This is a genomic window from Brevibacillus sp. SAFN-007a (assembly GCF_051967035.1).
Lineage (GTDB): Bacteria > Bacillota > Bacilli > Brevibacillales > Brevibacillaceae > Brevibacillus.
The window spans coordinates 65405-90200 of the sequence record NZ_JBQCKK010000016.1 but is presented as its reverse complement, the minus strand read 5'-3'; the positions used below and the strand labels follow the sequence as shown (position 1 = coordinate 90200).

Below are 24796 nucleotides of genomic sequence, written 5' to 3'. Positions count from 1 at the left end.
AATCCCCCTCTGTTCTTCTGATACCAGATTAACAAGATAAGGGGTGATAACTCAAATCCAATTTTGGGGCTTTAGAGAAATGACCTCCGGGATGTTGCACAGCACCTTTCCCGACTAAAAGATACCAAGCCCTCCTCAGAACCTCGTTTCGATCAAGCAATACCAAGCAACTTCCGCAACCTCTCCGCATTACAAGCCACTTCACCAACGAGGGAAATGGATAAATATTTAAAAATACTAGGGGGCATTTGACGTTGAACAGCACCGTACAGACCATGCAAAATTACTTCCGCCATCTTCGGATGGCGGAGACAGCCAATGAACTGCCTGAATTCCTTCGTAAAGCTGAAAAATTCTCTTGGACCTATCAGGAATTTCTAGAAGAACTCTTAACCTATGAATTGAAACGGAGAGAAGCAAAAAATGCGGAGAGGAGATTGAAATGGGCCAAGTTTCCCTATCAAAAGACCTTGGATGAATTTCAGATCGATGAGCAAAAGTCAATCAGTTCCCGCCAAATCAAACAGTTGAAGGAACTGAATTGGCTAGAACAACAGTACAATCTGATCCTTCTTGGTCCTCCAGGAGTGGGCAAAACCCACATTGCAATTGGACTTGGGTTAGAAGCGATACAAAAGGGTTTTCAAGTTACCTTTTCAACCATGGGAGAGTTGATCCATCTATTGAAAACCCAAGAGTACCTCACAAAATCACAAACGCAGCTTAAAAGAATAAACGAATCCGATTTGGTCATTATTGATGATCTCATGTATATGGCAATGGATCAAAGGGAGGCAAACCTATTTTTCCACCTCATAAACAACCTGTATGAACGAAGTTCAATCATATTAACATCCAACAAAGGACCCGAACAGTGGGGAGAATTAATAGGTGATCAAGGAATTACGACGGCTATATTAGATCGATTGCTTCACAGAGTGGAAGTGATCCAACTAAACGAAGAAAGCTACAGAATCAAATACAGGAGCTCTATTTTCGGAGAAAAAAGTGTTCAATCTTAATGAGCAAAAAGTGTTCAAAACTACTTGACGGTTACACCAGATTGGGAGAGTCCTGCAAAATACCTCTTTTGAGGTTTGCGGATCGGGTAACCCACACTATTTTTTACAAAAAAGGACTTTAACGAAAAATGCAGCCCATTCTCCTTTAAGAGGCGGGCTGCATTTTTTCTGTCAATTTTATCATCCGTTTTACATTTACGACGAAAGTCGTAAGTATTGCCTGTATTCGCATACGAAAGAGACCACGGTACTTGGCCTTGGTCATCCCATGATACCTTTTTAATTCAGCATTTTTGTGCTCAATAATCGATCTGCGACGAATACGTTCTTTGAACGTATCGCTGTTTTCAAACTCGATTTGCGCCTTGTAGGTTTCCGCCACGATCCGGATGGAGTAGGTCTTGCTCTTCGCTCCTGGTTTGAAACAGCCTTCCCTAAGTGGGCATGTCTTACATTTCTCCGTATCGAAGTAGAAAACGAGAGAACGACTTTTTGCCACTCTTGCTTCCTTGGACAGCCTTTCGGATACTATGTTGTCCTGCCGGACAAATAACAAAGTCTGCATCCTTGTTGTACTCAAAACCTTCTTGCCTTAGCCCTCCGTTATGTACGATTGGGTTTAGTGGGACGACGGGTTGAATCTTCTTGGCTTTCATCTCGTCCAAGTTATCTTTACCCGAATATGCGGTGTCAGCAATCACTTCTTGTACTTCTATTCCTACGTCAAGCGATTGGTTCAAAAGTTGTTTGAATTGTTTTCCGTCATCCGTACTTCCTCCGGTGACCTCCACAGCCGTAATGATTTCTTCTTCGGTCATGGCAATATGCTCTTTGTAGCCAAAAAAGGATTTCGTATTGCTCTTCCATCCAAAGCGTGCATCTGGATCAATGGCCGACATAATACCTTTATTGGCGAGGAGACGTTCGTCTTCCACGATGGCCTTGGCGATCTTGACCTTCTCCGAGATGGAACCCTCATGATCGGGTAACAAAGTCTCGACAGTCTCTCCAAGTTCCGCCAAGTAGTGAAGCATGATCTTCTCAGCATCCTCTTGATCTTTCTTCAACTCCGGTAACCGTGGGAGTTTCTTTTCGAGTTTTGGATGCTTTTTCACCACAACACGGAATAAGCGCTTCGCCGCATCCCGCAGTACTTCAAGCGGCTTTTGTTTTTGCGAAGCTGCCAGTGTATGGGTGGAATCCATGATGATCGTCTTTGACTTCACAAGTCCTTTTTCGATGGACTGACGTACAACTGATTTAAGCACCTCATCCACGGCTCCCGCCCCTAACCGATGATTACGAAAGCGGGATAATTGAGAGGGGTCAGGAAGGGTATCTTCTGGATTTAAACCTAAAAACCACTTATAAGCGAGGTTTACCTGCGTTTCCTGAATGATGCGTTCATCCGAAAGATTGTAGAGAACTTGTAAAAACAATAGACGAAACAGGAGTTCGGGTTCGTTAGCAGGTCTTCCGTAATGCTCACAATAAGAGGAACGAACCAACTCATGAATGAATGTGAAATCTACGATTTCATTGATTTTACGTAATGGGTGATCCGCGGGAATCAGTTTATATAATTCGGCATGGAAGGATGCCGTGATTTGTTTAGAGGGCTGTAGCAATGGTTCCAACTCTTTCGTTTTCTTTTCATTGTACAACAAACCCAGTGTCGAAGGGGCATTGGGTTTCAGCCTGTTGAAAACCTACTGTTTCGGAGGAGAAGCATGTTTCCAGGCGGAGCGACTGGCGGAGTCCAGCAAAGCGGAACAGCGAGCCCGGGGAAACAGAAGCGCAATCTATGAGTAAACCCCGGAGCTGCGCGCCGTTTTGCGCTTCCCCCGGGATCGCTGTGGAGCGGACAGTTTCACATCCTTGCAGGACGTAGACCGGAGCGCAGATCGGAAACATGCTTCTCCCCACTACAGCTACATTCTCGATAATTAAAACCCCAGTACCTAAGGGCACTAGGGTTACGGTTTACAGATATTAGGTGGACTTTTGCAGGACTCTCTGATAAGGATAGGCCTTGGAATAAGAAAAGGGAGAGCGATCATGGCGTTGTTCGATCAGGAAGCTTCCACTTATGATAACTGGTGCAACACTCCACTGGGTTCGTTTGTCGACAAAGTGGAAAAAGAATGGATAGCCAAAAGTGCGCAGCCGCAAGTGGGAGAAAAAGCAGTGGACCTGGGATGCGGCACGGGAATTTTCACCATATGGCTGGCGAAACAGGGACTTGACGTTACCGGAATCGATCTGTCCTCGGAAATGCTGGCCAAAGCACAGGAAAAAGCACAGAGGGAAGATCTTGCAATCCATTGGATTCAAGCGGACATGAACCGACTTCCGTTTGACCGTGAAACGTTCGATCTTGTGATTGGCAATATTGTTTTGGAATTTGTTGAGAATCCTGAGAAAGTCGTTGCGGAAGCGCTGCGGGTATTAAAAAAAGACGGACGATTGGTGATCGGATTGATCAACAAGGAAAGTTACTGGGGAAGAACTTATTCGCAAAAGGGAAAAGATAATCCCGACAGCGTTTTTGCCCATGCACATTTTTATTCGGAACAAACGATCGTATCTTGGGAAACAAGACATTTTGCCTCTTTGGACTATGGATTATTCGTAACCCCGGAAAATTTCGAAAATGAAAATCAAGCGCTTGAATTGGAAAAGAAGCTTTCCCGAACCGCCGCAAAAAATCAAGCCGGTTTTATCGTTGTCAGATGGAATAAATAAGTTAAAAAAGGAGAGAATCGTTGGGAAGTAACAACGAAAGAAGGAACAATAGGACTGCCTTTGGGGCGGTCCTTTCGTCAATTTGGCATTGACAAAAAGGCAAGAACGATTTATTATACCTATAGGGGTATTAGTATATGAAAATCACAAGGAGGGACGATTTTATGGCAGCAATAAAGGCAACGGACAATACTTTGGATCAGATCATCAGGAATAACAAAGTCGTTCTGGTCGATTTTTGGGCTCCGTGGTGCGGACCTTGCCGCATGATGGCCCCGGTTTTGGATCAATTGGCTGCAGAAGCGGACAAAGAGGCCGTCATCGTAAAAGTGAATGTGGATGAAAATCCGGTTTCCGCCATCAAACACCATATTCAAGGCATCCCGACATTGAAACTCTTTGTCAACGGGAAAGAAACCACTACCTTTGTCGGTGTCCAGCCGCTAAATAAACTGAAAGCATTGATCATGCAATATGCAAATTAATTTTTTAATTCAAAATACCCCTATAGGTATATTGAAGTAACAAAAATCGGAATCATACAAACGAAAGGGGGGTCTTATGGAACTGGATGTAGGTTGGGTCATCACATTATTCGCGATCGGTTTTGTCGGTTCCATGATCTCCGGAATGGTCGGGATCGGCGGTTCCATCATTAAATATCCGATGCTGCTGTATATTCCCCCGCTGCTTGGTTTCGCGGCGTTTACCGCGCAAGAAGTTTCCTCAGTGAGTGCGGTCCAGGTGTTCTTTGCTACGCTAGCCGGAATGTTTGCTTACCGCAAAGGCGGGTTTATCAATAAGAAGCTCGTCATCGCCATGGGGATTCCTATTATTGCGGGAAGTTTTATCGGCGGCTACGGCTCGAAATTTCTGCCCGATTCCGCGATTAACCTGACGTATGCCGTTATGGCGCTCGTTGCGGCGGTCATGATGTTTATGCCAAAAAAAGAAACGGACAGAACCGACTATTCCAACGTTAGCTTCAACACAACTGTCGCGGTCATTGCCGCGGCGACTGTGGGCCTCCTGTCGGGGATCGTTGGTGCGGCCGGCGCTTTTATCACGGTCCCGATCATGCTGGTCGTACTGAAGATTCCAACCCGTGTGGCCATTGCCTCATCGCTCGCGATCACGTTCATTTCCTCGATCGGTACCACGGTCGGGAAAGTGATGGGCGGTCACTTGCTTCTGATTCCGTCCCTGGTGATGGTTGTGGCGAGCATTGTCGCTTCTCCGCTCGGCGCCAAGCTTGGAAAGAAAATGAAAGTGAAGGTGCTGCAATGGATTCTCGCCGCGCTCATCACGGCAACGGTCATTAAGATTTGGGTGGATATTTTGATGTAAACAAGGAGTGGATGAAGGTGTCCGGAACCTATACGAAAAACATTCTCCCCCAGGAAGTACAAAGACGGCTGGAACGTGGGGAAAAGCTGAATCTGTTGGATGTGCGGGAGCACGACGAATGGGAATCGGGACATATTCCCGGCGCAAAGCATATTCCCTTAGGTTCACTTGGGGAAAGACACAAGGAACTGAACCCGGGCGAAGAAACGATTGTGATCTGCCGAAGCGGGAACCGCAGCGCCCTGGCATGCGAATATCTGGCATCCATGGGTTATAAGGTCGTCAATATGCAAGGCGGCATGATCGAATGGACCGGGAATATCGAATACGGAAAATCACCATGCTATACTGGGGGGTAATGTTGTGAGCAGAGAAATCCAAACGGATCGTGTCCTTGAATGTGAAAGATTGTCATGTCCGATGCCGGTGGTAAAAACCAAGAAAGCCATGGAAGAAATGAAGCCGGGGGAAGTCCTCGAAGTGCGGGCCACCGATAAGGGATCTGTCGCGGATTTGCAGAGCTGGGCCAAACGCACCGGCCATCAATACATCGGTCTTATCGAAGAGAACAGGGTTTTCCGCCATTTCTTGAGAAAAGCCTCCAACAACGAAACAAAAGCGGAAGTCAAATTCCCTCACACCATGAGCAACGAGGAATTAAACCAAAAAATGGATTCCGGCGAAAGCATCATCGTATTGGATGTTCGCGAACCTGCGGAATATGTCTTCGGGCACATTCCCGGCGCCATATCCGTACCTTTGGGACAACTGGAGGAAAAAATAAGTCAGTTGGATCCGGGCAAAGAGTACGCAGTGATTTGCCGTACGGGAAACCGCAGCGATATGGCCTGCCAAATTCTTGCCGAGCACGGATTTTCCAAAGTGAAAAATGTGGTGCCGGGCATGTCCCAGTGGCAGGGAGCCACAGAAAGCGACGAATGAAAAACTTCAAAGAAAGGAGATCGAAATATGGCAAACAAAAAAGTGGCGATTATCGCGTCTTCTCCGGGTCTGGAGACCGCATATAAAGCATTGAACATTGCAACGGCGGCTGCGGCGCTGGACGCGGAAGTGGCGATTTTTTTCACCTTTGAAGGGCTGTCCATCATTCATAAAGATGCGGAACAAATATTGAAGCTCAGACCGGGCAACGAAGGGCTGGCGGAAGGCTTCAAGAAGGTCAACGTTCCCACCGTTCCGCAGCTTCTGGACATGGCGAAAGAATCCGGAGTACGCATGATCGCATGCCAAATGACGGTGGACGTGATGGGACTGGAAAAAGATCACTTTATCGATGGAGTTGAACTTGGCGGCGCGGCGGCATTTTTGGATTTTGCCTTCGACGCGCAGGTGACGCTGAACTTTTAACAGGAAAGGAGAATAAAGATGGAAAAAGTTCTCTCGATTACGGCGGAAGAGCTTCACCGCAAAATGAATTCCGGTGAAGACATCTTGATTCTCGACGTAAGGAACGAGACGGATTACAATGATTGGAAAATTGAAGGCAAAAAAGTGAGATCCATGAACATTCCGTACTTTAACTTTCTGGAAGAGGATGAGCAGGTGTACGCGGGACTGCCGAAGGATACGGAAATTGTCGTTGTTTGCGCGAAAGGCGGCGCTTCCGATTATGTAGCGGAAATGTTGATGGAAAAAGGGTATAAAACCTGGTCGTTAAAAGGCGGAATGCTTGCCTGGAGCCAGTTTTACTATCCCACCACCGTATATAGGGACGAAAAAATGAAAATCATTCAAATCAACCGTTTGGCTAAAGGCTGCCTTTCCTATGCGGTCATTTCGGAAGGGAAAGGCATGATCATCGATCCGAATCAAAAGGTCGATGTATACCTTGACCTGGCAAAGCAGCATCATTTCAAGATTGAACATGTCGTGGATTCTCATCTTCATGCCGATCATATTTCCGGAGGTTTGCAGCTTGCCGAACAAACCGGCGCGACCTACTACATCTCTTCCGGGGAGGTAAAGGATACGAATCTGAAGTTCGAGCCGCTTGATCGGCATAACCGTATCAGAGTCGGAGAAATTGACGTGGAGGTCTTGGCGATTCCTACTCCAGGCCATACTCCCGGATCAACTTCCTTCCTGATTAACAACCGGTTCCTGATGTCCGGCGATACCATCTTTGTCGGCGGTTTGGGAAGACCTGATCTAGGAGGAAAAGCAAAAGAATGGGCTATGGATCTGTACGATACCGTATTCAACAAGCTGAGCAATCTTCCGGATGATTGTCTCGTTCTTCCAGCTCACTATGCCGACATTCAGGAAATCAACGATAACGGGATTGTCGGGGCCACACTCGGAGAGATTCGCGGGAATAACGAAATTATGCGCAACGCCGATAAAGAATCGTTTACAGAACAAGTGGCCGGCGCGGTTTCCATGGAGAAACCGCCGAATTTCGAGGAAATTGTGGCCATCAACCGGGGAGAACTTCAGGTAGATGCGGAAAAAGCCATTGAACTCGAGATCGGACCGAACCGCTGCGCGGTGCACCATCGCGGATAAAACATCACGGAAAAACGAAGAGGAGGTTTCAAGCATGACGGACATTTTTGTCGACGCAAAAGGTTTGGCTTGCCCGATGCCGATCGTCAGAGCAAAGAAAGCCATCGATTCGCTTCAATCTGGTCAAATCATGGAATTGCACACAACCGACAAAGGTTCCATGAACGACTTTCAAGCATGGGTAAGACAGACCAACCATGAATTGATCGAGGCAAAAGAAGACAACGGTGTATTTAAGTTTATCGTAAAGAAAGGGTAAGTTTTTTAGGAGATGCGGTTCTAACCGCATCTCCTTCCAACATCAACGTTTGCCAATTCGAAATCACCGGCCTGAGTTCAAGTCTTCATTATATAACTTGCTCAAAACAAGGTTATGCGCCAAGTATGACTCATTTTATTTGCAAATTCGATACCCATACCTGTATAAGCCAAAAAGAAAGGATGATCGTATGAGCCAAAAAGAAAAAACCACCATTATTCTGTTCAGCGCCGATCTGGACAAAGCGATCGCCGCCTTCATCATCGCGAATGGAGCGGCTGCATATGGTCACGAAGTGACGGTCTTTTTCACCTTTTGGGGGTTGAATACGCTTCGCAAAGATCAGCCTGTTTCCGTCAGGAAAGGGTTTCTCGAGAACATGTTCGGCAAAATGATGCCGCGCGGAGCGAATAAACTGGGACTTTCCAAAATGAATTTTGCCGGAATCGGTCCGAGACTGATCAAACATGTCATGAAGAAGCACAACGCGCTCGGCCTGCCGCAATTGATTGAGCTTGCCCGGGAACAGGGAGTCAAGCTTGTCGCGTGCACGATGACCATGGATTTGCTTGGACTAAAGAAAGAAGAACTGATCGACGGGATCGATTATGCCGGTGTTGCAACCTATTTGGGGGATGCTGCAGAAGCGAAAGTAAACTTGTTCATTTAAGGCCGGTTCCCCGGATTTAGGGTATAATATACCTATACACGTATTCGTGATTGGGGGATATTCCATGCTGATGAAATATGATGAGGACGTCAAAAGAAGGCTGCGCCGCGTGGAAGGACAAGTTCGCGGCGTACTGAAAATGATGGAGGAAGAGAAAAACTGCAAGGATGTGGTGAGCCAGCTTTCGGCTGTCCGAAGTGCAGTGGACAAAGCCATTGCCTATATCGTGGCAGTCAATCTGGAACAGTGCATCCTGGAAGAGAAGGAGGCCGGCAAAGATACCGGCAAACTGGTTCAGGAAGCTGTCGAATTATTGATCAAAAGCAGGTAGGTGAGTTCATTGGAACCTTACCTTTACGCAATCATGGTTTTACTCGTATCGTGGTTTGTTTACAAGCAGTTTGCCCCGGTGAAGGGGTTGCGAAATCTGAATGCCGAGCAGTTCAAAACGGAATCGAAAGGTCAAAGGATGATTGACGTCAGGGAAGTTCATGAGTTTAAACAGGGACACATTCCGGGAGCGATCAACATTCCGTTAAGTCAGTTGCGAACAAGACTTTCCGAGATTCCGAAAGACAGCCCCGTCTTTTTGTACTGCCGCAGTGGGATGCGCAGCAAACAAGCCGGCAGGATCCTTAGCCGGAACGGATACCGTAATGTGGCTCACTTGAACGGTGGGATTATGGCCTGGAACAGACCTCTGGCGAAATAGACGAGTTATTTTCCGGAAAAGATACCATACTATCGTTAGGATTTGGAATACACTGACTGGGGGAACGGTTATGTTTCATTATACGGCAGAAACAACAACGAGCGTTCAGAATGCCATTGCCGCCTTGGAAACATCTTTAAAGGAAGAACAGTTTGGCGTGCTATGGCGGTTTAATCTTCGTGAAAAACTGAAGGAAAAAGGATTTGATTTCGAGCGCGAGTACGTGGTCTTGGAGGTATGCAATCCTGCAGAAGCGAACAGAGTCATTAGTGAAAATGTATTGGCCGGGTACTTCTTGCCATGTAAAATTGTCGTATATGAAGCGGACGGAAAGACCAAAATCGGCATGCCGAAACCGACCGCATTCATGAATATGCTGGAGGATGATGCTCTGATGGGTATTGCTGCCGACGTGGAAGCCCGATTGATGAAATGCATCAATCGGGCTGCGAATCCATGATATGAAAACCGATGAGTTCATCTCATTGGTTTTTTCTTTAACGCATCTTAACAAATGGTTGTTATTCTCGGACAAACAGCCAGGTGTTTAGGGGGTGTTAGAGGAATGAAGGGCAAAACGATCCTGATTGTTGAAGATGACGCCAAAATCCGACAGTTACTGAAAATATATCTGGAAAAAGAAGGATACGAGATCCTGTTGGCGGCGGACGGCGCCGAAGGAATGAAGCTCTTTGAAAAGCTCGATCCCTGCTTTGTCATTATGGATCTCATGCTTCCGCACAAAAGCGGGGAAGAGCTTTGTCAGTGGATCCGTTGCGACATGAAAAGCGATATTCCGATCATCATGCTGACGGCCAAAGTGGATGAGGCGGATCGAATTCAGGGGTTGCAATTAGGGGCGGATGATTATATCACGAAACCTTTCAGTCCGCGGGAGGTCGTTGCCAGGGTGGAAACCGTCCTGCGCAGAACGGCCAATCGTTGCAGCAAAATCAGCTACAGGGGTTTAACGCTGAAACCTCATAGAGGAGAAGTGAAGTTTAACGGAGAGCTTATTCCGCTGACGGTGCACGAATTTAAACTGCTATACTTTCTGATGCGGCATCCGAATCAAATATTGTCAAGAGAACAAATATTACAAGAACTGTATCCGAATGAAGAACGTTCGGTAATCGACAGGACCGTGGATGTCCATATTAGCAAGCTCCGTGAAAAGCTTGAAGCAATGGGCGGGGCTCCGCGTTTTATTGAAACGATAAGAGGGATGGGATATCGATTTCATGCATATTAAACATGGGATGTTTTGGCGAAAGCATTTGACGATGAAACTCATAATGGTCAACGGCCTGGTTATCGCTGTTGTGATCTGGCTCGCAGGGGTATCGGTAAAAGATTTTGCTTGTATGGTAGTAGCCCAATATGAACTTGTCGGCGAGGAAAAAAGCAGATTCTTCAATGAAACGATGGAGTTTTATTTATGGAGAGCCAGTGTTTTGGCCATTTTGGTCGCCGCCGTCATTCATTATATGTTTATCAGAAAAATACTTTCTCCTTTAAAACGGCTCACAGAATCGACACGACTCATGATCGAGGGACATTACCCAAAGCCCATCGAACCCAAATCTCATGATGAAATCGGTCAGCTTACCCAACATTTCAATGAACTGGCAAAAAAGCTGAAGCGTACGGAAGAAAACCGGAAACGTCTTCTAAGCAATATATCTCATGAATTGCGTACGCCTCTGAGCAACTTAAACGGCTATTTGGAGGCGTTGTCCAGTGGTGTCATGGAAGGCAACCGTGAACTGTACCAATCCCTGCTTGAAGAAGCTCAGTACCTCACCCGGCTCGTTGAACAACTTCATCATTTGACGGTCTGGGAAGCCAGAAGGAATATCAGTCTGGATCAGACAGAAATCAAAATCCATGAACTGCTGCAACAAACGATTCAGGCTTTTCAGTTGGAAAGCGAAAAAAAGGGTGTCTTATTGGACGCCTCCATACAAGAGTGCGTCGTTCTTGGCGAGGAAGACGGAATCAAGCAGGTCATGAACAATTTGCTCAAGAATGCTTTCATGTACAATACAGGGAAAGAGATCAGGATTACGGGAAAAAGGGAACAAACAGAATACCGTATCACGGTATCCAACATGGGGGAGCCTATACCGGAAGAAGCCTGCGATTTGGTTTTTGAGCGGTTCTATCGCGTTGATCCGTCAAGACACCGGGAAAAAGACAGGTACGGTACGGGGCTGGGTCTTGCGATTGTGAAAGAAATTGTGGAACGGTTCGGCGGAAAAGTCGGATTGCAATCGGATGGCCGCAAGCATACGTTTTGGGTTACCCTCCCCATAAAAATGGATAAAGGTGGTTAAGAAACATGACAGAACGCCGATTTAAACCTGAACATATGAAGAAACTGGACAACCCGGAACGGCGTAAATTGCTGCCACCACACAAGCTATTGGAGTTGCTGGAAATCCAAGATAACGACATTCTGATTGATTTGGGCGCAGGTACCGGGTACTTTACCATACCGGCGGCAAGTCTCACCCGGAACAAAGTCTACGCCTTGGACGTGGAACCGCAAATGTTGCAATATTTGGGGAAACGTGTGGAGGAGCAAAAACTTGACAATGTCGAGTTAATTGAAGGAGCCATTGAGCATATTCCCTTGACAGGACAAATCGCCGACCATGTGATCGCTTCATTCGTCTTACACGAAGTAGAACCTTTGGAAAAAGGACTCCAAGAAATGAGCAGAGTGCTAAAGCCGGGTGGAAAAGTATTATGTATCGAATGGGAGAAAAAACAAACGGTACAAGGTCCTCCTCTCCATCATCGAATACAATCCAATGAACTGGCAAAAGCATTTGATGAGAATGGCCTCCTGGTTGAAAAACTGACCTATCCTTCCGATCAGCACTATCTTATTGTTGCAAGAAAAACGAAATAAGGGAAAAAATCATGGAGGATAATGACTACGGGTAGGCATATGATCCAAAAGCCTAGAAAGGCTGCCGGTCCGTTGGTTGCATGCCGCTGCGGTTGGTGAACAACTGACGTCCTCCATTCATGAAGTTGCCCAACATGCCGCTACTGTAGCCGATCAAACCTCTGAAGCCGTTCGCAATTCGTTCAGGTAGGATTTTTGAGTCTAACATTCATCATTTTGCCAAAACTGATCTCTAACGGCATGCGTTTCGCAAGGCATCATGCCAGAGGTTGCCTGTGCTTGTGCACATAACCGCTAAATACTGAAAATGCGGGGCGTATCATGAATTTCAATGGTTTGATGGGCCTGAAAAAAGTGCCTGATCGCATCATGGGCATGAATTCCTGAATGTTTCTTGACAGACTGATATTGCCCAAGGATTTGTTCGCCGGCACTGACAATTCGGTATATGGCATCCGGTTTAAGCGGTTTATTTTGAACGAGAAAATGTTCGATTCGCCGTCCTTTGGGGTTATATGGTTTATAAGCCATGATGACACCGGAAGTTCGCAATACATATCCGCCTTTCTGCTGAAACGGGTCCGTGGAAAAGACTTGACGAAATCAATGCTATCGATTACCCCAAGGATGAAGCCTGCCCCATCTTTAATCGCTTGTCTGACAAAGTCCGAGCAATCGAGAGTCCGGTTATCGGAGCGACAGGAACCAAATTCGAAAGGCGCCCCCAAATATTTCATACTGGCTTCAGTCACGTTTTTGGCTGTTCCGGCAGCGGTTTGCGCAGTTTCGCCGGAAAAGTAACCCCCCCACGGATATGTACCGGCTCTGCGTAGTGACATAACCGGTTTGTCCCCGGTGATCTTTGATTTTGTACGAATTAGGGGTTTACCCATAGCTTAATCATTTCTTTAAAAAGGAACGTTATCCTCATCTACAAAGGGGGTGGGGGGGTGCACAGCATTCAAATCGGTTCTTTTGTCTTGAACGGACAATTGATTTTGTATTTCAGTTTTGGGGCGGCGGGCTGGTTGATGTTACAATATCGGCTCCGAAACATGCCGGAGCGGGGGTTGATCTTGTCCTGCGTATCCAACGCATTCTGGCTGTGGCTGATCGTCTGGAAAGCGAGCTACCTGCTCTTTCATCCGGTTGAAGTCATCCAACAGCCTGTTTCTTTCATCTATTTCGATGGCGGGGAACGTGGGAAATGGATGGCAAGCCTGGTTGCCGTGACCTATATTTGGCTGAAGGCTTCGAAGCAGAACGTTCCTTTAAAAATGTGGGTGGACATTTTAATAACGTATGCCTTTGCGGGTTGGTCGGCCTGCCAAGTGTTGTTATTCATGATCGGGGAGGAGCCGGCCTGGTTTCATGCGGCAAGCGCCGGATTATCCGCGGTTCTTTTCATGTCCTTCTCGTTTTCTTCAAGAGGATCCGATTCTCCGGAAGGAATTGTATATGCCATTTGGTTCTCGATTGGTCATGTGATGCTATGGTTTCTGGTCCCCGATCGTTCGATGTGGCTTTTGTCCTTCAACAAACAGCAGTTGATTTTTCTGCTCGTTGCCACGGGTTTGACCGGATGGGCCTGGTTGGACGAGAAGGTGAAAAAAGGAGGTTCTCATGGATAATATTTCGGTTTTCGCAGCCTTTGCCGCGGGGATGCTATCCTTTTTATCCCCTTGCGTCTTTCCGCTCATCCCCGCTTACGTTTCCCATTTGACGGGCTCGTCCTTTCAAGATGGCAAACTGGTCGTGCATCGGGGGAAACTGATTGTTCAGTCTCTTAGTTTTATTGTGGGTTTTAGTCTCGTTTTCATCGCGATGGGGGCTTCGGCAAGCTTTATTGGCCGCTTCTTTGCCCAGGAACGCGATTTGATCCAAAAAATAAGCGGTCTGTTGATTATTGTGTTTGGTCTGCAAATGGCCGGATTATTAAATCTCCGGCTGTTGATGTCCGGTAAAACATGGGAAATCAAAACGAACAGGAGCCGCGGCGCAATCCGTTCGCTACTTACCGGTGTGGCTTTTAGCGCCGGCTGGAGTCCCTGTGTAGGGTTGGCGTTGTCATCCATTTTGCTTCTGGCCGGGTCTGCCGAAACGCTGTGGAACGGGATTGGGTTGTTGGCCGTGTATTCGCTCGGGTTGGGTGTTCCGTTTTTACTGATTTCATGGTTGCTGACGTATTCGCTGCAGTTCATGAAAAAAATGAACAGATGGATCCCTCTTCTGTCCAAACTGAATGGCTGGCTGCTCATCGGGCTGGGGTTTCTGTTGTTTACCGGGCAATTGCAGAAGATCAGCGCCTGGTTATCCCAATATACGTTTTGGGAGATCAACTTTTAACGAGTGGAGATGAAACGGATGAAAAAAAGCATGATCGCTGTTCTGGTTTTGATAGGGCTCGTCGTTTATGGCGGATATGATTATTTTCACAAGTCTTCTTCAGAAACCGGAAAAATTGCGGAATCGGGGGAAGCAAACCTGGAGACGGGCATTCTGAAGGGGCAGCTTGCGCCGGACTTTGCGCTTACGGATTTGCAGGGGAACACGGTTCACCTGTCTGATTTTAAGGGCAAGAAAGTGCTGGTCAATTTTTGGGCGACATGGTGTCCGCCGTGTCGGGTGGAAATGCCCCATATGCAAAAATTTTATGAGGATTACCAATCGAAAGACGTTGTGATTTTGGGTGTTAACCTGACACCTACCGAGGAAAATCCGGATAACGTACAAGCATTTGTGAAAGAGCAACAGCTCACGTTCCCCATCGTTCTGGACAAGGAAGGAGAAGTCATGCAAACCTATCAGGTTGTCGCCTATCCCACGACATTCTTGCTGGACTCGGACGGAGTGATTCGGGAAAAGTTTCAGGGCGCGATTAATTACGACATGATGAAAGAAGCTGTTTCCAATATCAAATAAGACGGGAGAGGTTATGCCGCATGAGTCAATCGGTTAAAAAATTGATTTTGTTTACACTATCCGCTTGTCCGATGGGCCGCTCCATGAATACGGTCATCGGAGAATTGCTTGCCTGCAAAAAAGAGCTTGCATATGAAGTCGTCTATGTGGATGTTGACCATGAAACGACCAATCGATATCGCATTAAGATGAATCCCACCACGCTCTTTTTGGATGACAGCGGCGTTGAATTGTACCGTATTGAAGGTTTTAAAGAAACGGAAGAGGTATGGAACTTGTTTGGACAGATAGAAGAAGGATCGCTGCGATCGGAAGCGCCGCGGGAAGAAAACCGGGAGACTACCGAAACTTACACGATCTATTTGTTCCAAAACGGCAACGCCGTTCCGGTGGAGACAACGGTGATCAACAAGACTTCCGTTAAAGCGCCAAGAATCACAGCGATTAAACAATTGTTGCGCACCCGGCCTGAAGGATTTGACAATCCGTTTCCGGCAGACACTTCGCTTGAGCGGGTTTCCTTTCATCATAATTCTTGCATCGTAACGCTCCGTTCGACAAATAAAGTGAGCATGGAAGAAACCGATCGAATGAAGACGTTGCTCGCTCATACTTTGGCGGTCTACGGCATCTCCGAAATCAAATTGGAGTGGATGAAGCCGTCCAATTAGCCAACCACGAAGCAAAGAAGGGAGAGGGAAGCCCATTGTAATAATCTTGCCCATCGTTATAACGATCGTAATGTAATCTATTATTGTAAGTAGATTATTGGAATCCTGATGGACGATGGGGACGATTCAGACGGAAGAGAGGCTGGACTCAATGTGGGAGGGATATCAGATTTCACAGGCCGAAGAAAACTTGACAGTCTTGGCTTGACTCATAGTGGGACATAAGGTATGAGTAAAATGTTCGTGGGCAAACAGAAAAGAAATTGAAGAAAAATCAGTAGGAGGGTATAGAAAAGGGCTTCTCTTCTTGGTAAAGTGTAAATCGCCAAAAAACCAACACAAACCAAGGAGGAGAAACCCCTATGCGTCAGTGTAACACGGAATTTCCGACAATGAAAGAGCTTGAAACCCTGTTATTTCGGAAGTTACAGGAACAATTTGCAGCAGGTATGGGCACGCATGCTGGAATTGCTGGACGAGTATCTGATGCATCAACGGGATCATACTCGATTTCGCTTGAAGGATCAGCGAGAAGTGCAGATCGACACGCTCTTTGGTACGGTTCGATTCAAACGGCGATTGTATCAGGATCGAGTGAAGGGTCAGCATGTGTTTTTGTTGGACCACATGCTGGCTTTTGACGGGCGGGAGAAGCTCAGCCCGTTTTTGGAAGAGGTAGCGATCGAGTTTGCCAGCCAAGGTCCCTCGTACCGGGACAGCGCCAACCGCCTGGAAGCGTTGCTGGGATATCGGGCATTAAGCCATGAGGCAATCCGAGACAAATTGATAACTCGAATGGAGCAGGGGGCAACCGTGTTGCCGGAGGCGACCCGAAGGTCGGTTCGCTTGCTGTTTGTGGAAGTGGATGGACTCTACACAAGCTTGCAACGACAACGCCAACGGGGGATGGAAAATCGAATCGCGGTCGTACATGAGGGATGGGAACAAGAGGGAGGCCGAGTGCGTCTTAGGTCAAACGACATTACCTGCATACAAGGAAGGGAGACTTCTGGGAAGGGTTTGGCGACTTTCTCGTTCGTCATTATGACATGGATGAAAACACGTGGCTGGTGGTCAATGGGGATGGAGCCGAATGGATCGGAGGATGCGAATCATACTTTCACCGCTGTATTTACACACTGGATCGCTTTCATGTGGCGCGAGAATTGCGCCGATTCCTGGGTCAGCTGCCAGAGACGTGGCCAACCGTACAAATCGTTGGCATCCTTTGATACAGATACCTTGCTTTACAACAGTAGAATCCGCTCCAGAGGAAAAGATTGGGGAGGAGCACCGAAACGAGTGGCGCAAATACGTGACATGAGGGACGGCGTTAGGCGGTCAGACTAAAGAGGAAGTGAAGGATTGCTGCGGGATGTCAAAGAACAGGCAAAAGGCTATATAAACGGGATAATCCGCCTGTTGCACGGGCCATATCAAAGCAGCCCTACCGGGCTGGCCTTAAAAGCCCTTCGCGGATGAAGCAAAAAACGAGTGGAAACAAGGAGTCAGCGTAAAATAAAACGCTTTCAAGAGAAGGGAACCACAGTGAAGTAAAAAAAGGTGTCCGCAATAGCTTGACTCAACCTAAATTTGCGAAACGCATGCATATCGCAATACAATCGGGTATAATATATTGCAGAAGGAGGCGTTTTGAAATGGCAAGAACAGCTAATATATTTGCCCGTGTTGAGCCTGAAATTAAGGAACAGGCCGAAAAGGTGCTTGAGCAGCTGGGCATTCCCATGTCTAACGCAATCGGGCTTTTTCTGCGTCAGGTTGTGCTTCAGCGCGGAATTCCGTTTGATATGAAGCTTCCTCAAAATAAGCCTTTGTCTATTGAAGAGCTCAGCGAGGAACAGTTTAATGCGGAAATTGAGAAAGGCATGGCTGATTTAAACAGCGGGAAGGTTGTCACGGCGGAAAAGGTTTTTGACAGGATAAACAAGGATTACGGGCTATGAGCGCTTGGAAAGTGGTTTATACCGAGCGGGCGGAAAACGACCTGCGCGGAATTTACGAATACATCGCTTACTCCCTGCTTGAGTCTGAAATTGCAAGAAAGCAGACGAAACGTATTATGGAAGCTGCGGCAAAACTAAATGAAATGCCTTTCCGCTGCCGCCTGTATGAAAAGGAACCGTGGCACAGTAAGGGGCTTCGGGTTTTGCCGGTTGATAACTACCTGGTATTTTATCTGCCCATTGAAGATCGGGAAACTGTTGCAATCATCCGTATTATGTACGGCGGGCGGAATATTGAGAAGCAATTGAGTAAATAGGGCTTGCTGAACGATTCTTTACATGGCACAAATGGACAAAAAATCTGTCGAACGGAATCCAAACAGCCGTCTGATGTATCGGACAAAAAGATCCCGCAGCCTGCGCTCGAGGTTCATCACCAGGAGTTGAAGTGCGATGACGGTTTCGCTCGTTTTCACAAGGCATGCTCGAATACGGTCAAGCGCAGGACCGCTCAAGCGAATGCCATGTGTTTGGCAAAACGCCCGGTTCTCCCGCGTGCGATAAATCTGCTCGGCCAGTACCGCCTTCGGGTAAAAGCCGAAGCGCCTCTTTTACGTTTCAAGGGTTTCGATCAGCGTTAAGCCCTCGTTGAAGTTATCCCACGACTGGCGTTCCAAAATCGCATATCCGTTCACCATGGTAACGGATACCTTGGCACCAAACTCCACACGGGCTTTCGCTTTGCCGCGTACGATCGGGCGAACGTGTGGTTGACTGATGCTCACGATTCGATCTTCAATCTGGTGCGACCTTCGCTCGAACATGATGCGTTGCTGCCGATACAGTTCTTGAATCACAAGCAAGTCGCGATACTGTTTCCGGCTCAGAATCTACAATGACTGCTGCGAGGCCAGGTCATGGATGATTCGAAGGTTACGTGCAACATACTGAAGTTGCTTGCCGATCGCTCGACGAATGACCTTGCCGCTTGCCCGATGCTGTTTGGCCACGGCCAGGAACTGTTTTCGTGCTATCTTCCGATATGTCCGTGGTTTGCGGGCATGACCGATCAACGGAGCATGCAACGTGTCGATGATATCCTCCAGTTTTTCACGCGCTTCGTTCAGCAAACCCTAATATAACAAATCGTGTTCGGATTCGCATACTCACCGGATCGAGAGTTGGCGGCTATCCTCGGGGCTGTCGGTAAAGTGGGTGCAGACAAATAAAACTGTAGTGTTGAATTAAAGGGAGAGAAAGTCATCCGCCGCCTGTCGCTGGTAAGAAATTGGCGGCGGAGTTATAATCAATTTGAGATGAGTTATCTTGGAGGTTTGATTGGAGGCATCGGTCGAGATGGCGGCATTGGACTTGGTGGATAACTTGGTTGCTTAGGTCCTGGAATCGGCCCTGGACCTGGTTTTGGATTTGGAGGATTAAATACCATTTTCAAACACCTCATTCAAATTATTACCTTGCAGCAACTGCATTTACAATCGAGCTTTTGTTCCAGCCAACCATAATGTCTGCATTATCAGAAACTTTTGTGGGAATACGTTCTTGACCCCATGGTTTGACGCCAATAATGTATTTTTCATACGATTTAGCTGTGTCAATTTCAAAGTCAATCCAATAACTGTGGGCAACATACATGCCAGCAAGAATAATAACAATCGACGCAGGTTTAATTTGAGAGTCTAAGGCTGCTTTCAGTTGTGCTTTACCAACTTCGGTATTCGGGTCGATAGCTGGATCATGTTCGGGGACAGAATAATTTTTCCAATTGAAGGTACCTTCTGACTGGGCTTCATTAAGCCACTGAACCACTTTATTATAGTGCTCGGAATACTTCCATGCGTGACTAATGAAAATGTTGTATGTTTTTGCCATCGTGCATCACTCTCCTTACTTTTAAAGTTTTTTTCATATTGGAGGGATGGTATATGGGAAAATTAAATGCAGGTAAGTACCGCAAAAAGCCAGTAACAATAGAAGCCTATCAAACCACTACGGCAGTGACCATTCAAACTCTGGAAGGCTTAATGAAGGCTGAACCGGGAGACTGGGTCATTACTGGAGTTGCGGGTGAGCAGTATCCTTGCAAACCTGAAATCTTTGAGCAAACTTATGAGAAAGTTAACGATTGATATGCTTTTTCTTCTCATCGGTAGAGGTAGCAAGTTGCGACCAGTTAAAATTTTCGGAAGAAATGAAACTTTCGACTCTTTGAACCAGGAGCTGAAAGTTTCTTTCTTCATATGGGCTTGTACCAGTCAGGTATAAATATTTTTCGTGCTTAAGCAACTCACAAATAGATCGATACTCGATCCAGTTTTCATGGTATTTGCCTAGCCTAGTGAGTGCGGCGATAATCACAACAAGTGTTCCCATTAAGGAAATCGCAAAAGGAATGGACCAGTGCTTGTCAGCATATCCACTGAGAAATGGGATCATAGCAGCCAAGACAATTTCGGCTCCTTGGAGACGTTTATATTTCCGTTGAGCGGATATGCTTTTGTTGTCATACCAAGTTATTTGGTCATCAAGCCTTGTTTTGATGTAGTCATGCACTGGCATCGAAACATACTCTTCAATCTGCCCCTTTTGTACAGTTTCGCTTATATATATCCCTCCTTTGTAATAGGTCTTAAGAGCATTCTCATGACCATCCTCCGACATAATTTTACACCATAAGCCCTTTTTTGGCGATATATGGAATATCTTTGGTAGGGAAATGACACCCTGTTCACAAAGGACTTTCTTTTCGATGTGAAAATTTTATCCCAATTCACAAGTTTTTTGTCTTGAAACAAGAACAAATGTTCTTGTAAAATACAAACAAATGTTCTTGTTTGGAGGTGCCGTCATGGCTTTGCTTATTGACGAAACCACACTGGTGAAACGTCCTGATGTCGACGAAGACGAACTGATGGAGTATGGCTACATGATCACGGAGAGTCAGAAAGAGGGTAAAACCGTCACCGTGCGCTGGTGGCATCCAGTGAAGGTCAAAGAGAAGCTTGGGGAGATTCGGGAAGTATGCGGCGTTGTGCAGAAAATTGACACATCCAATCGCCGCATTCGACTGGAGAACATACACGGTAGTGTCTGGATCGACGTTGCAAAGATTGTCCGTGTATCAACAAATTGAACGGGTGATGAGTATGCACCGTGAACTACAACGATACCTCAATGCTGGCCAGCTGGTGGAGATTATCTACATAGATCGTCGCGGCCAGACGAGCAAACGAACCTTACGTCTGCACGCAATAACCGGTAACCGCGTCAAAGCTTACTGCTTCACTCGGCAAGCAAAACGCGTCTTTACAATCGCCAACATCCTCGCAGTCGCCCCGGTGGTGACCCGACATGCTGTCTGATATCGAAAGGCAGGTCCTGCGTATCATCGGCAACTATTCTGCCGGCCGTCGCCGGACACCAACGGTAGATGAACTGTGCATCAAAACCGGGAGATCCCGGGGCGGAATCATGGAGGTTTTGGAAGTCTTGAAACGAGAAGAATATATCAATTGGGACCGCATGCAGCCAGATAAAATCGAACTGCTGGAAGCATGGGAAAGGGGAGTCCATCATCCATGGCGAGCAAAATAGACAGAAGAACTGCGCAGCATGTGGGGCGTGATCAAGTGGATGGATCAAAACAGCCGACGGGTTAAACTGGTGAACGATGAGGAGAGCCGGTGGATTCAGATGGATGCAATCATTGACGTAATTCCATAAAGGGGAGAGCAACGTGTCAAATGTACTTACCTCATTAGATTCAATGGATGTAAGAAGTAGGATCATGGGAGCCATTATTGTTGTTTTTAAAAAACCAGAAGCGATAGCACAATTTGTAGATGAGAGTACTGGGACCACGTACGTTGTTACTTACAACCGAAAAATATTGAAAATTTCGGTTGGTAACGGTGATTACCAACAGTTCGACAACTTACTCGTATTTTTGACATCTCAGATAGGGCCCCCAGATAAAATTTACACCAAAGAATCAAGGCTTGATCCCGGACAGATGATTTCGTATATGGAGTGGCTCAACAAATAAGAAGCTGTAGACCCGTCTCTGCATTAAATCGGAGACGGGTCTTTGCCTTCAATATCGATCCAAATAATCCGCCGTATGCATATTTAATGCCGTATGCATATTTAATATAGAAGAAATCCGAGGGACACTTGGGGACGCGGGGACGAATTGGGGACCAAATCGAACAGCAGGTTTCATTTTTTGCCCTTCCTTACCATAAACAGTTTGCACAAAACCCTTGACCCATCAGCATTCGACATGATACACTCTTATCTGTCAGATGGCCTCGACCAGATTTAGGTTCTGGCGGGAGACCGTGGGGGTTCAAGTCCCTTCACCCGCACCAAATAAGCAGAGGGGTTTGCAGCCAGAGCAAACCTGTTATCATGTCGCATGCGGACGTAGCTCAATTGGTAGAGCGTCGCCTTGCCAAGGCGAAGGTCGCGGGTTCGAGACCCGTCGTCCGCTCCATAATTGTTCTGCTTGCTATCAACCAGTCAGGTTGGCCCGCAAAACATGTGCCCTTAGCTCAGCTGGATAGAGCGTTTGACTACGAATCAAAAGGTCGGGAGTTCGAATCTCTCAGGGCACGCCATTACTTCATATGAAATCGAAGAGTAGGATCTGTTCCTACTCTTTTTTGCATAATCACGGTTGCATTCTTACAATTTTCAAGTAAGTTTTCCTTGTATCTCCCATTTCCATCCATTACTTTAGAATTACACTGCTCTCTCGGTGATGGTATAAGGGAGGACGGCTAACAAAACGCTTTTGTTACAAGCTTGGTGGAAAGAAATATGAGGGAACAGGAGATGTATCAACGTGAACCCAATCAAATTGGAACAAATGCATCCTGCAATCGTCAAGTTGATCGATAATATAGAAAAAGTTTTGATTGGAAAACGCTCCGTCATCGAGATGATGGTGGCTGCTGTTTTGGCAAATGGGCATGTTTTGCTGGAGGATGTCCCGGGTGTGGGCAAGACAATGCTGGTACGTGCCTTGGCCAAGTCGATCGGCGGGGAATTCAAGCGTATTCAGTTTACGCCTGATTTGCTGCCGACAGATGTAACAGGGGTAGCGATCTTCAATCAGCAAACGATGCAGTTTGAATTCCGGCAAGGACCGCTTTTTGCAAATGTGATTTTGGCGGATGAAATCAACCGGACCTCTCCGAAGACACAATCTGCTCTCTTGGAAGCGATGGAGGAACGGTCCGTTACCGTAGACGGTGCAACCTATCGGCTGGCCGATCCGTTTTTTGTGATGGCGACCCAGAACCCGTTGGAGTACGAAGGGACGTTTCCGCTGCCAGAGGCACAGCTGGACCGTTTCCTGATGCAATTGCGGCTGGGCTATCCGACGGTGGAAGAAGAGATGCGCATGCTGTCGCGATTCTCAGAGGCGAATCCGCTCGCACAGCTTGAGCCTGTCATGACGGCTGCAGACCTGGCGAAGCTGCAAAAGGAGGTAGCGACGGTCAAGGTTTCGGAGGGGGTAAAGGAGTATATCGTACGGCTTTGCCACCGCACACGTGACCACCATCACATCTATCTCGGGGTAAGTCCGCGCGGCTCTCTCGCCCTCTACAGAGCTGTACAGGCGCTGGCTTACGTGCGCGGCAGGGATTACGTCATCCCGGACGATGTCAAAGAGCTGGTGCCAGTCGTCTTTGCCCATCGGATGATCGTGAAGCCGGAAGCTCGCCTGGAAGGAGCAACCGTTGATCGGGTATTGACCGTGATCTTGGCCGAAACCCGCGTCCCGGTGAGCTAAGGAGTGACTGCGGATGAGACAGCGAAGATGGGGTAAGCTCAAAGCGCTCCTGCTTGTGGCTATCACGTACGTGTTTGCCAAATTTCAGGGCGGCTTTTCCAGTTGGTTTCTGTTTTACAGCAGTCTGGTGTTCCTCGTGTATGAGGTTTTGGCGTATGTCTTACTGTTCACGACGCTGGAGGTAGAGCGGGTCATCGACCGTAACCGCTTGCAGGACGGCGAGGACTTGGTGGTAACCGTGCGCCTGCGCCGGAGAGTCCGCTTTCCGTTGGGCTGGCACATGATCGTGGAGCCTTTGCCGGAGCGGCTGGCAGGGGTATTTGAGCCGCATCGGCAGCTGATTTTTCCCTGGTTTCAAAAAGAAATGGAGTTCCGCTATGTCATACCGAGTCTTCCGCGAGGTTTTTACCGGCTGGATTACTGCGTCGTGAGTGGCGGAGATTTTTTTGGATTCATGGAAAGGCGCAAAGTCTTCTCGTGTCCCCAGGAATTTCTCGTTTACCCGCGGTATAAGGACGTAACGCACTGGGCTTTAGGGGACGGCAGTTTCAGCGGCAATGTGCACGTGTCGCATCGACGCTCCGATGATGTTGCTGCGGTGAGGGGCGTACGCGAATACCAGCGCGGCGATCGCCTGAGCCAGATTCATTGGCGCGCGTCGGCAAGGGGAACCGGCTTGAAGACGAAAGAATTTGAGCATCAGGCAATGAACCAGGCCGTTTTTTTCCTCGATGTAGAAAAAGAAAGCTATCAAGGTCGGCCTGCACAGTTGTTTGAGACAGCGGTTCGGCTGACGGCAAGCCTGATCGCCTATGCCAACCGCAACCAGTATCATTACGGTTTGGTATACAAGCAAAAGGAACGCATCTCGATAGCTCCCGCGCTTTCCCATCCTCATTTTCTCCGCGTCTTCGATCAATTGGCGCGGGTGATGCCCACGGGCAGCGAGTCGTTTGCACGGGTCGTGGGACGCGAGGCATTGGAACAGCAGCAGGGCGTGACGCTGATCGTCGTGACCCCGCGTGTGGACAAAGACTTGGTTCATCGTTTGATTGCGTTGGCGCAAAAAGGCAGAAGAGTGCAACTGTTCTATGTACATGCTGACGCCGTCATTCCGCAAGAGCGACGGCAGGCCTTGCAATTGCTGAGGGGAAGCAAAGTATCGTGTACGTCTGTCCACATCGATGAACAAGAGTGGAAGCGGATTGGAGGTGCATAGACAC

General features: G+C 47.4%; 30 protein-coding genes, 2 tRNA genes and 4 pseudogenes. 31 read left to right on the top strand and 5 right to left on the bottom strand.

Going from position 1 to position 24796, the window contains the following annotated elements; translation table 11 throughout:
• Positions 1 to 254 precede the first annotated feature (254 nt).
• Positions 255 to 1022, top strand: a complete 768-nt coding sequence (gene istB / locus ACTHO6_RS16380; RefSeq protein ID WP_023555282.1) for an IS21-like element helper ATPase IstB — start codon at positions 255 to 257, stop codon at positions 1020 to 1022.
• Positions 1023 to 1167: 145 nt separating this feature from the next.
• On the opposite strand, the pseudogene ACTHO6_RS16375 reads toward istB, so the two are convergent.
• A pseudogene (locus ACTHO6_RS16375) lies at positions 1168 to 2650 on the bottom strand (IS1182 family transposase).
• A 430-nt stretch (positions 2651 to 3080) separates the two neighbouring features.
• Here ACTHO6_RS16375 and ACTHO6_RS16370 point away from each other — a divergent pair.
• From ACTHO6_RS16370 to ACTHO6_RS16300, 15 genes are all read left to right on the top strand, one after another.
• On the top strand, positions 3081 to 3767 hold the full coding sequence (locus tag ACTHO6_RS16370; RefSeq protein WP_440242830.1) for a class I SAM-dependent methyltransferase: 687 nt from the start codon (positions 3081 to 3083) through the stop codon (positions 3765 to 3767).
• A gap of 164 nt (positions 3768 to 3931) precedes the next feature.
• Positions 3932 to 4252, top strand: coding sequence for a thioredoxin (gene trxA / locus ACTHO6_RS16365; RefSeq protein WP_019007357.1), 321 nt, complete (start codon positions 3932 to 3934; stop codon positions 4250 to 4252).
• A 76-nt stretch (positions 4253 to 4328) separates the two neighbouring features.
• On the top strand, positions 4329 to 5114 hold the full coding sequence (locus ACTHO6_RS16360) for a sulfite exporter TauE/SafE family protein (protein WP_440242829.1): 786 nt from the start codon (positions 4329 to 4331) through the stop codon (positions 5112 to 5114).
• Between the two features lie 11 nt (positions 5115 to 5125).
• Complete coding sequence (locus ACTHO6_RS16355; RefSeq protein WP_198827739.1) at positions 5126 to 5473, top strand: rhodanese-like domain-containing protein; 348 nt, start codon at positions 5126 to 5128, stop codon at positions 5471 to 5473.
• 4 nt (positions 5474 to 5477) lie between these two features.
• The gene (locus ACTHO6_RS16350) at positions 5478 to 6056 is read left to right on the top strand and encodes a sulfurtransferase TusA family protein (RefSeq protein ID WP_440242828.1); all 579 of its coding nucleotides are present in this window, start codon (positions 5478 to 5480) and stop codon (positions 6054 to 6056) included.
• A 27-nt stretch (positions 6057 to 6083) separates the two neighbouring features.
• The gene (locus ACTHO6_RS16345) at positions 6084 to 6482 is read left to right on the top strand and encodes a DsrE/DsrF/DrsH-like family protein (protein WP_440242827.1); all 399 of its coding nucleotides are present in this window, start codon (positions 6084 to 6086) and stop codon (positions 6480 to 6482) included.
• 18 nt (positions 6483 to 6500) lie between these two features.
• Entirely contained in the window at positions 6501 to 7640 is a 1140-nt protein-coding gene (locus ACTHO6_RS16340) for an MBL fold metallo-hydrolase (protein WP_440242826.1), read from the top strand.
• Between the two features lie 34 nt (positions 7641 to 7674).
• Entirely contained in the window at positions 7675 to 7899 is a 225-nt protein-coding gene (locus ACTHO6_RS16335) for a sulfurtransferase TusA family protein (protein ID WP_015256538.1), read from the top strand.
• A gap of 190 nt (positions 7900 to 8089) precedes the next feature.
• Positions 8090 to 8569 carry a DsrE/DsrF/DrsH-like family protein gene (locus ACTHO6_RS16330; protein WP_440242825.1) on the top strand — a complete coding sequence of 160 codons (480 nt, stop codon included), beginning with the start codon at positions 8090 to 8092 and terminating at the stop codon, positions 8567 to 8569.
• A gap of 64 nt (positions 8570 to 8633) precedes the next feature.
• Complete coding sequence (locus ACTHO6_RS16325) at positions 8634 to 8900, top strand: metal-sensitive transcriptional regulator (RefSeq protein WP_015256540.1); 267 nt, start codon at positions 8634 to 8636, stop codon at positions 8898 to 8900.
• Between the two features lie 9 nt (positions 8901 to 8909).
• A complete protein-coding gene (locus tag ACTHO6_RS16320; RefSeq protein WP_440242824.1) occupies positions 8910 to 9281 on the top strand; it encodes a rhodanese-like domain-containing protein in 372 nt (123 codons plus the stop codon).
• 70 nt (positions 9282 to 9351) lie between these two features.
• Positions 9352 to 9741, top strand: coding sequence for a DUF302 domain-containing protein (locus ACTHO6_RS16315; protein WP_440242823.1), 390 nt, complete (start codon positions 9352 to 9354; stop codon positions 9739 to 9741).
• A 105-nt stretch (positions 9742 to 9846) separates the two neighbouring features.
• Positions 9847 to 10533 (top strand): response regulator transcription factor, encoded by a 687-nt coding sequence (locus ACTHO6_RS16310; RefSeq protein ID WP_440242822.1) that lies wholly within the window; start codon positions 9847 to 9849, stop codon positions 10531 to 10533.
• The gene (locus tag ACTHO6_RS16305; protein WP_440242821.1) at positions 10523 to 11617 is read left to right on the top strand and encodes a sensor histidine kinase; all 1095 of its coding nucleotides are present in this window, start codon (positions 10523 to 10525) and stop codon (positions 11615 to 11617) included. The genes ACTHO6_RS16310 and ACTHO6_RS16305 overlap by 11 nt, the downstream gene beginning before the upstream one ends.
• 5 nt (positions 11618 to 11622) lie before the next feature.
• Positions 11623 to 12198, top strand: coding sequence for a class I SAM-dependent methyltransferase (locus ACTHO6_RS16300; protein WP_198827731.1), 576 nt, complete (start codon positions 11623 to 11625; stop codon positions 12196 to 12198).
• A 294-nt stretch (positions 12199 to 12492) separates the two neighbouring features.
• On the opposite strand, the pseudogene ACTHO6_RS16295 reads toward ACTHO6_RS16300, so the two are convergent.
• Positions 12493 to 12756: pseudogene (locus tag ACTHO6_RS16295) on the bottom strand (bifunctional metallophosphatase/5'-nucleotidase); the annotation flags it as partial.
• Positions 12757 to 13148: 392 nt separating this feature from the next.
• Here ACTHO6_RS16295 and ACTHO6_RS16290 point away from each other — a divergent pair.
• From ACTHO6_RS16290 to ACTHO6_RS16260, 7 genes and pseudogenes are all read left to right on the top strand, one after another.
• The gene (locus tag ACTHO6_RS16290; RefSeq protein ID WP_198827730.1) at positions 13149 to 13829 is read left to right on the top strand and encodes a hypothetical protein; all 681 of its coding nucleotides are present in this window, start codon (positions 13149 to 13151) and stop codon (positions 13827 to 13829) included.
• Complete coding sequence (locus ACTHO6_RS16285; protein ID WP_198827729.1) at positions 13822 to 14544, top strand: cytochrome c biogenesis CcdA family protein; 723 nt, start codon at positions 13822 to 13824, stop codon at positions 14542 to 14544. Before ACTHO6_RS16290 ends, ACTHO6_RS16285 begins: the two co-directional genes overlap by 8 nt.
• An 18-nt stretch (positions 14545 to 14562) precedes the next feature.
• A complete protein-coding gene (locus ACTHO6_RS16280) occupies positions 14563 to 15120 on the top strand; it encodes a TlpA disulfide reductase family protein (RefSeq protein ID WP_198827728.1) in 558 nt (185 codons plus the stop codon).
• Between the two features lie 83 nt (positions 15121 to 15203).
• Positions 15204 to 15791 (top strand): hypothetical protein, encoded by a 588-nt coding sequence (locus tag ACTHO6_RS16275; RefSeq protein WP_440242820.1) that lies wholly within the window; start codon positions 15204 to 15206, stop codon positions 15789 to 15791.
• Positions 15792 to 16153: 362 nt separating this feature from the next.
• A pseudogene (locus ACTHO6_RS16270) lies at positions 16154 to 17106 on the top strand (ISLre2 family transposase); the annotation flags it as partial.
• Between the two features lie 343 nt (positions 17107 to 17449).
• Positions 17450 to 17755, top strand: coding sequence for a type II toxin-antitoxin system RelB/DinJ family antitoxin (locus ACTHO6_RS16265; protein WP_198827726.1), 306 nt, complete (start codon positions 17450 to 17452; stop codon positions 17753 to 17755).
• Complete coding sequence (locus ACTHO6_RS16260; protein WP_198827725.1) at positions 17752 to 18072, top strand: type II toxin-antitoxin system RelE/ParE family toxin; 321 nt, start codon at positions 17752 to 17754, stop codon at positions 18070 to 18072. Before ACTHO6_RS16265 ends, ACTHO6_RS16260 begins: the two co-directional genes overlap by 4 nt.
• Positions 18073 to 18090: 18 nt before the next feature.
• On the opposite strand, the pseudogene ACTHO6_RS16255 reads toward ACTHO6_RS16260, so the two are convergent.
• Positions 18091 to 18885: pseudogene (locus ACTHO6_RS16255) on the bottom strand (IS5/IS1182 family transposase); the annotation flags it as partial.
• Positions 18886 to 19225: 340 nt separating this feature from the next.
• Complete coding sequence (locus ACTHO6_RS16250) at positions 19226 to 19645, bottom strand: TIR domain-containing protein (protein ID WP_221843794.1); 420 nt, start codon at positions 19643 to 19645, stop codon at positions 19226 to 19228.
• Positions 19646 to 19698: 53 nt separating this feature from the next.
• On the opposite strand from ACTHO6_RS16250, the gene ACTHO6_RS16245 reads away from it, so the two are divergent.
• Positions 19699 to 19902: a PGDYG domain-containing protein gene (locus ACTHO6_RS16245; protein ID WP_221843793.1), complete on the top strand. Its 204-nt coding sequence runs from the start codon at positions 19699 to 19701 to the stop codon at positions 19900 to 19902.
• On the opposite strand, the gene ACTHO6_RS16240 is transcribed toward ACTHO6_RS16245, so the two are convergent.
• Complete coding sequence (locus ACTHO6_RS16240; protein WP_338463375.1) at positions 19892 to 20434, bottom strand: DUF4231 domain-containing protein; 543 nt, start codon at positions 20432 to 20434, stop codon at positions 19892 to 19894. The genes ACTHO6_RS16245 and ACTHO6_RS16240 overlap by 11 nt on opposite strands.
• A gap of 187 nt (positions 20435 to 20621) precedes the next feature.
• Here ACTHO6_RS16240 and ACTHO6_RS16235 point away from each other — a divergent pair, with 187 nt between their 5' ends.
• The 7 genes from ACTHO6_RS16235 (at position 20622) to ACTHO6_RS16205 (ending at position 24792) form a co-directional block, all read left to right on the top strand.
• Positions 20622 to 20906 carry a YolD-like family protein gene (locus tag ACTHO6_RS16235; RefSeq protein ID WP_221843645.1) on the top strand — a complete coding sequence of 95 codons (285 nt, stop codon included), beginning with the start codon at positions 20622 to 20624 and terminating at the stop codon, positions 20904 to 20906.
• A gap of 218 nt (positions 20907 to 21124) precedes the next feature.
• Positions 21125 to 21367, top strand: a complete 243-nt coding sequence (locus ACTHO6_RS16230) for a hypothetical protein (RefSeq protein ID WP_440242819.1) — start codon at positions 21125 to 21127, stop codon at positions 21365 to 21367.
• A 142-nt stretch (positions 21368 to 21509) separates the two neighbouring features.
• Positions 21510 to 21818 (top strand): hypothetical protein, encoded by a 309-nt coding sequence (locus ACTHO6_RS16225; protein ID WP_440242818.1) that lies wholly within the window; start codon positions 21510 to 21512, stop codon positions 21816 to 21818.
• Positions 21819 to 22192: 374 nt separating this feature from the next.
• Positions 22193 to 22268: transfer RNA gene (locus tag ACTHO6_RS16220), tRNA-Gly, on the top strand.
• A gap of 47 nt (positions 22269 to 22315) precedes the next feature.
• Positions 22316 to 22392: transfer RNA gene (locus ACTHO6_RS16215), tRNA-Arg, on the top strand.
• A gap of 227 nt (positions 22393 to 22619) precedes the next feature.
• Positions 22620 to 23573, top strand: coding sequence for an AAA family ATPase (locus ACTHO6_RS16210; protein WP_440242817.1), 954 nt, complete (start codon positions 22620 to 22622; stop codon positions 23571 to 23573).
• Positions 23574 to 23586: 13 nt separating this feature from the next.
• Positions 23587 to 24792, top strand: a complete 1206-nt coding sequence (locus tag ACTHO6_RS16205; protein WP_440242816.1) for a DUF58 domain-containing protein — start codon at positions 23587 to 23589, stop codon at positions 24790 to 24792.
• Positions 24793 to 24796: the final 4 nt, after the last annotated feature.

Coding starts and splice junctions, on each gene's coding strand:
- ACTHO6_RS16325 (WP_015256540.1), top strand. CDS start 8,634: ATGCTGATGAAATATGATGAGGACGTCAAAAGAAGGCTGCGCCGCGTG.
- ACTHO6_RS16205 (WP_440242816.1), top strand. CDS start 23,587: ATGAGACAGCGAAGATGGGGTAAGCTCAAAGCGCTCCTGCTTGTGGCT.
- ACTHO6_RS16300 (WP_198827731.1), top strand. CDS start 11,623: ATGACAGAACGCCGATTTAAACCTGAACATATGAAGAAACTGGACAAC.
- ACTHO6_RS16245 (WP_221843793.1), top strand. CDS start 19,699: ATGGGAAAATTAAATGCAGGTAAGTACCGCAAAAAGCCAGTAACAATA.
- ACTHO6_RS16370 (WP_440242830.1), top strand. CDS start 3,081: ATGGCGTTGTTCGATCAGGAAGCTTCCACTTATGATAACTGGTGCAAC.
- ACTHO6_RS16240 (WP_338463375.1), bottom strand. CDS start 20,434: ATGTCGGAGGATGGTCATGAGAATGCTCTTAAGACCTATTACAAAGGA.
- ACTHO6_RS16310 (WP_440242822.1), top strand. CDS start 9,847: ATGAAGGGCAAAACGATCCTGATTGTTGAAGATGACGCCAAAATCCGA.
- ACTHO6_RS16355 (WP_198827739.1), top strand. CDS start 5,126: ATGAAGGTGTCCGGAACCTATACGAAAAACATTCTCCCCCAGGAAGTA.
- ACTHO6_RS16315 (WP_440242823.1), top strand. CDS start 9,352: ATGTTTCATTATACGGCAGAAACAACAACGAGCGTTCAGAATGCCATT.
- ACTHO6_RS16275 (WP_440242820.1), top strand. CDS start 15,204: ATGAATACGGTCATCGGAGAATTGCTTGCCTGCAAAAAAGAGCTTGCA.
- ACTHO6_RS16340 (WP_440242826.1), top strand. CDS start 6,501: ATGGAAAAAGTTCTCTCGATTACGGCGGAAGAGCTTCACCGCAAAATG.
- ACTHO6_RS16230 (WP_440242819.1), top strand. CDS start 21,125: ATGCTGTCTGATATCGAAAGGCAGGTCCTGCGTATCATCGGCAACTAT.
- ACTHO6_RS16285 (WP_198827729.1), top strand. CDS start 13,822: ATGGATAATATTTCGGTTTTCGCAGCCTTTGCCGCGGGGATGCTATCC.
- ACTHO6_RS16360 (WP_440242829.1), top strand. CDS start 4,329: ATGGAACTGGATGTAGGTTGGGTCATCACATTATTCGCGATCGGTTTT.
- ACTHO6_RS16260 (WP_198827725.1), top strand. CDS start 17,752: ATGAGCGCTTGGAAAGTGGTTTATACCGAGCGGGCGGAAAACGACCTG.
- ACTHO6_RS16330 (WP_440242825.1), top strand. CDS start 8,090: ATGAGCCAAAAAGAAAAAACCACCATTATTCTGTTCAGCGCCGATCTG.
- ACTHO6_RS16265 (WP_198827726.1), top strand. CDS start 17,450: ATGGCAAGAACAGCTAATATATTTGCCCGTGTTGAGCCTGAAATTAAG.
- ACTHO6_RS16280 (WP_198827728.1), top strand. CDS start 14,563: ATGAAAAAAAGCATGATCGCTGTTCTGGTTTTGATAGGGCTCGTCGTT.
- ACTHO6_RS16250 (WP_221843794.1), bottom strand. CDS start 19,645: ATGGCAAAAACATACAACATTTTCATTAGTCACGCATGGAAGTATTCC.
- trxA (WP_019007357.1), top strand. CDS start 3,932: ATGGCAGCAATAAAGGCAACGGACAATACTTTGGATCAGATCATCAGG.
- ACTHO6_RS16335 (WP_015256538.1), top strand. CDS start 7,675: ATGACGGACATTTTTGTCGACGCAAAAGGTTTGGCTTGCCCGATGCCG.
- ACTHO6_RS16235 (WP_221843645.1), top strand. CDS start 20,622: ATGGCTTTGCTTATTGACGAAACCACACTGGTGAAACGTCCTGATGTC.
- ACTHO6_RS16305 (WP_440242821.1), top strand. CDS start 10,523: ATGCATATTAAACATGGGATGTTTTGGCGAAAGCATTTGACGATGAAA.
- ACTHO6_RS16345 (WP_440242827.1), top strand. CDS start 6,084: ATGGCAAACAAAAAAGTGGCGATTATCGCGTCTTCTCCGGGTCTGGAG.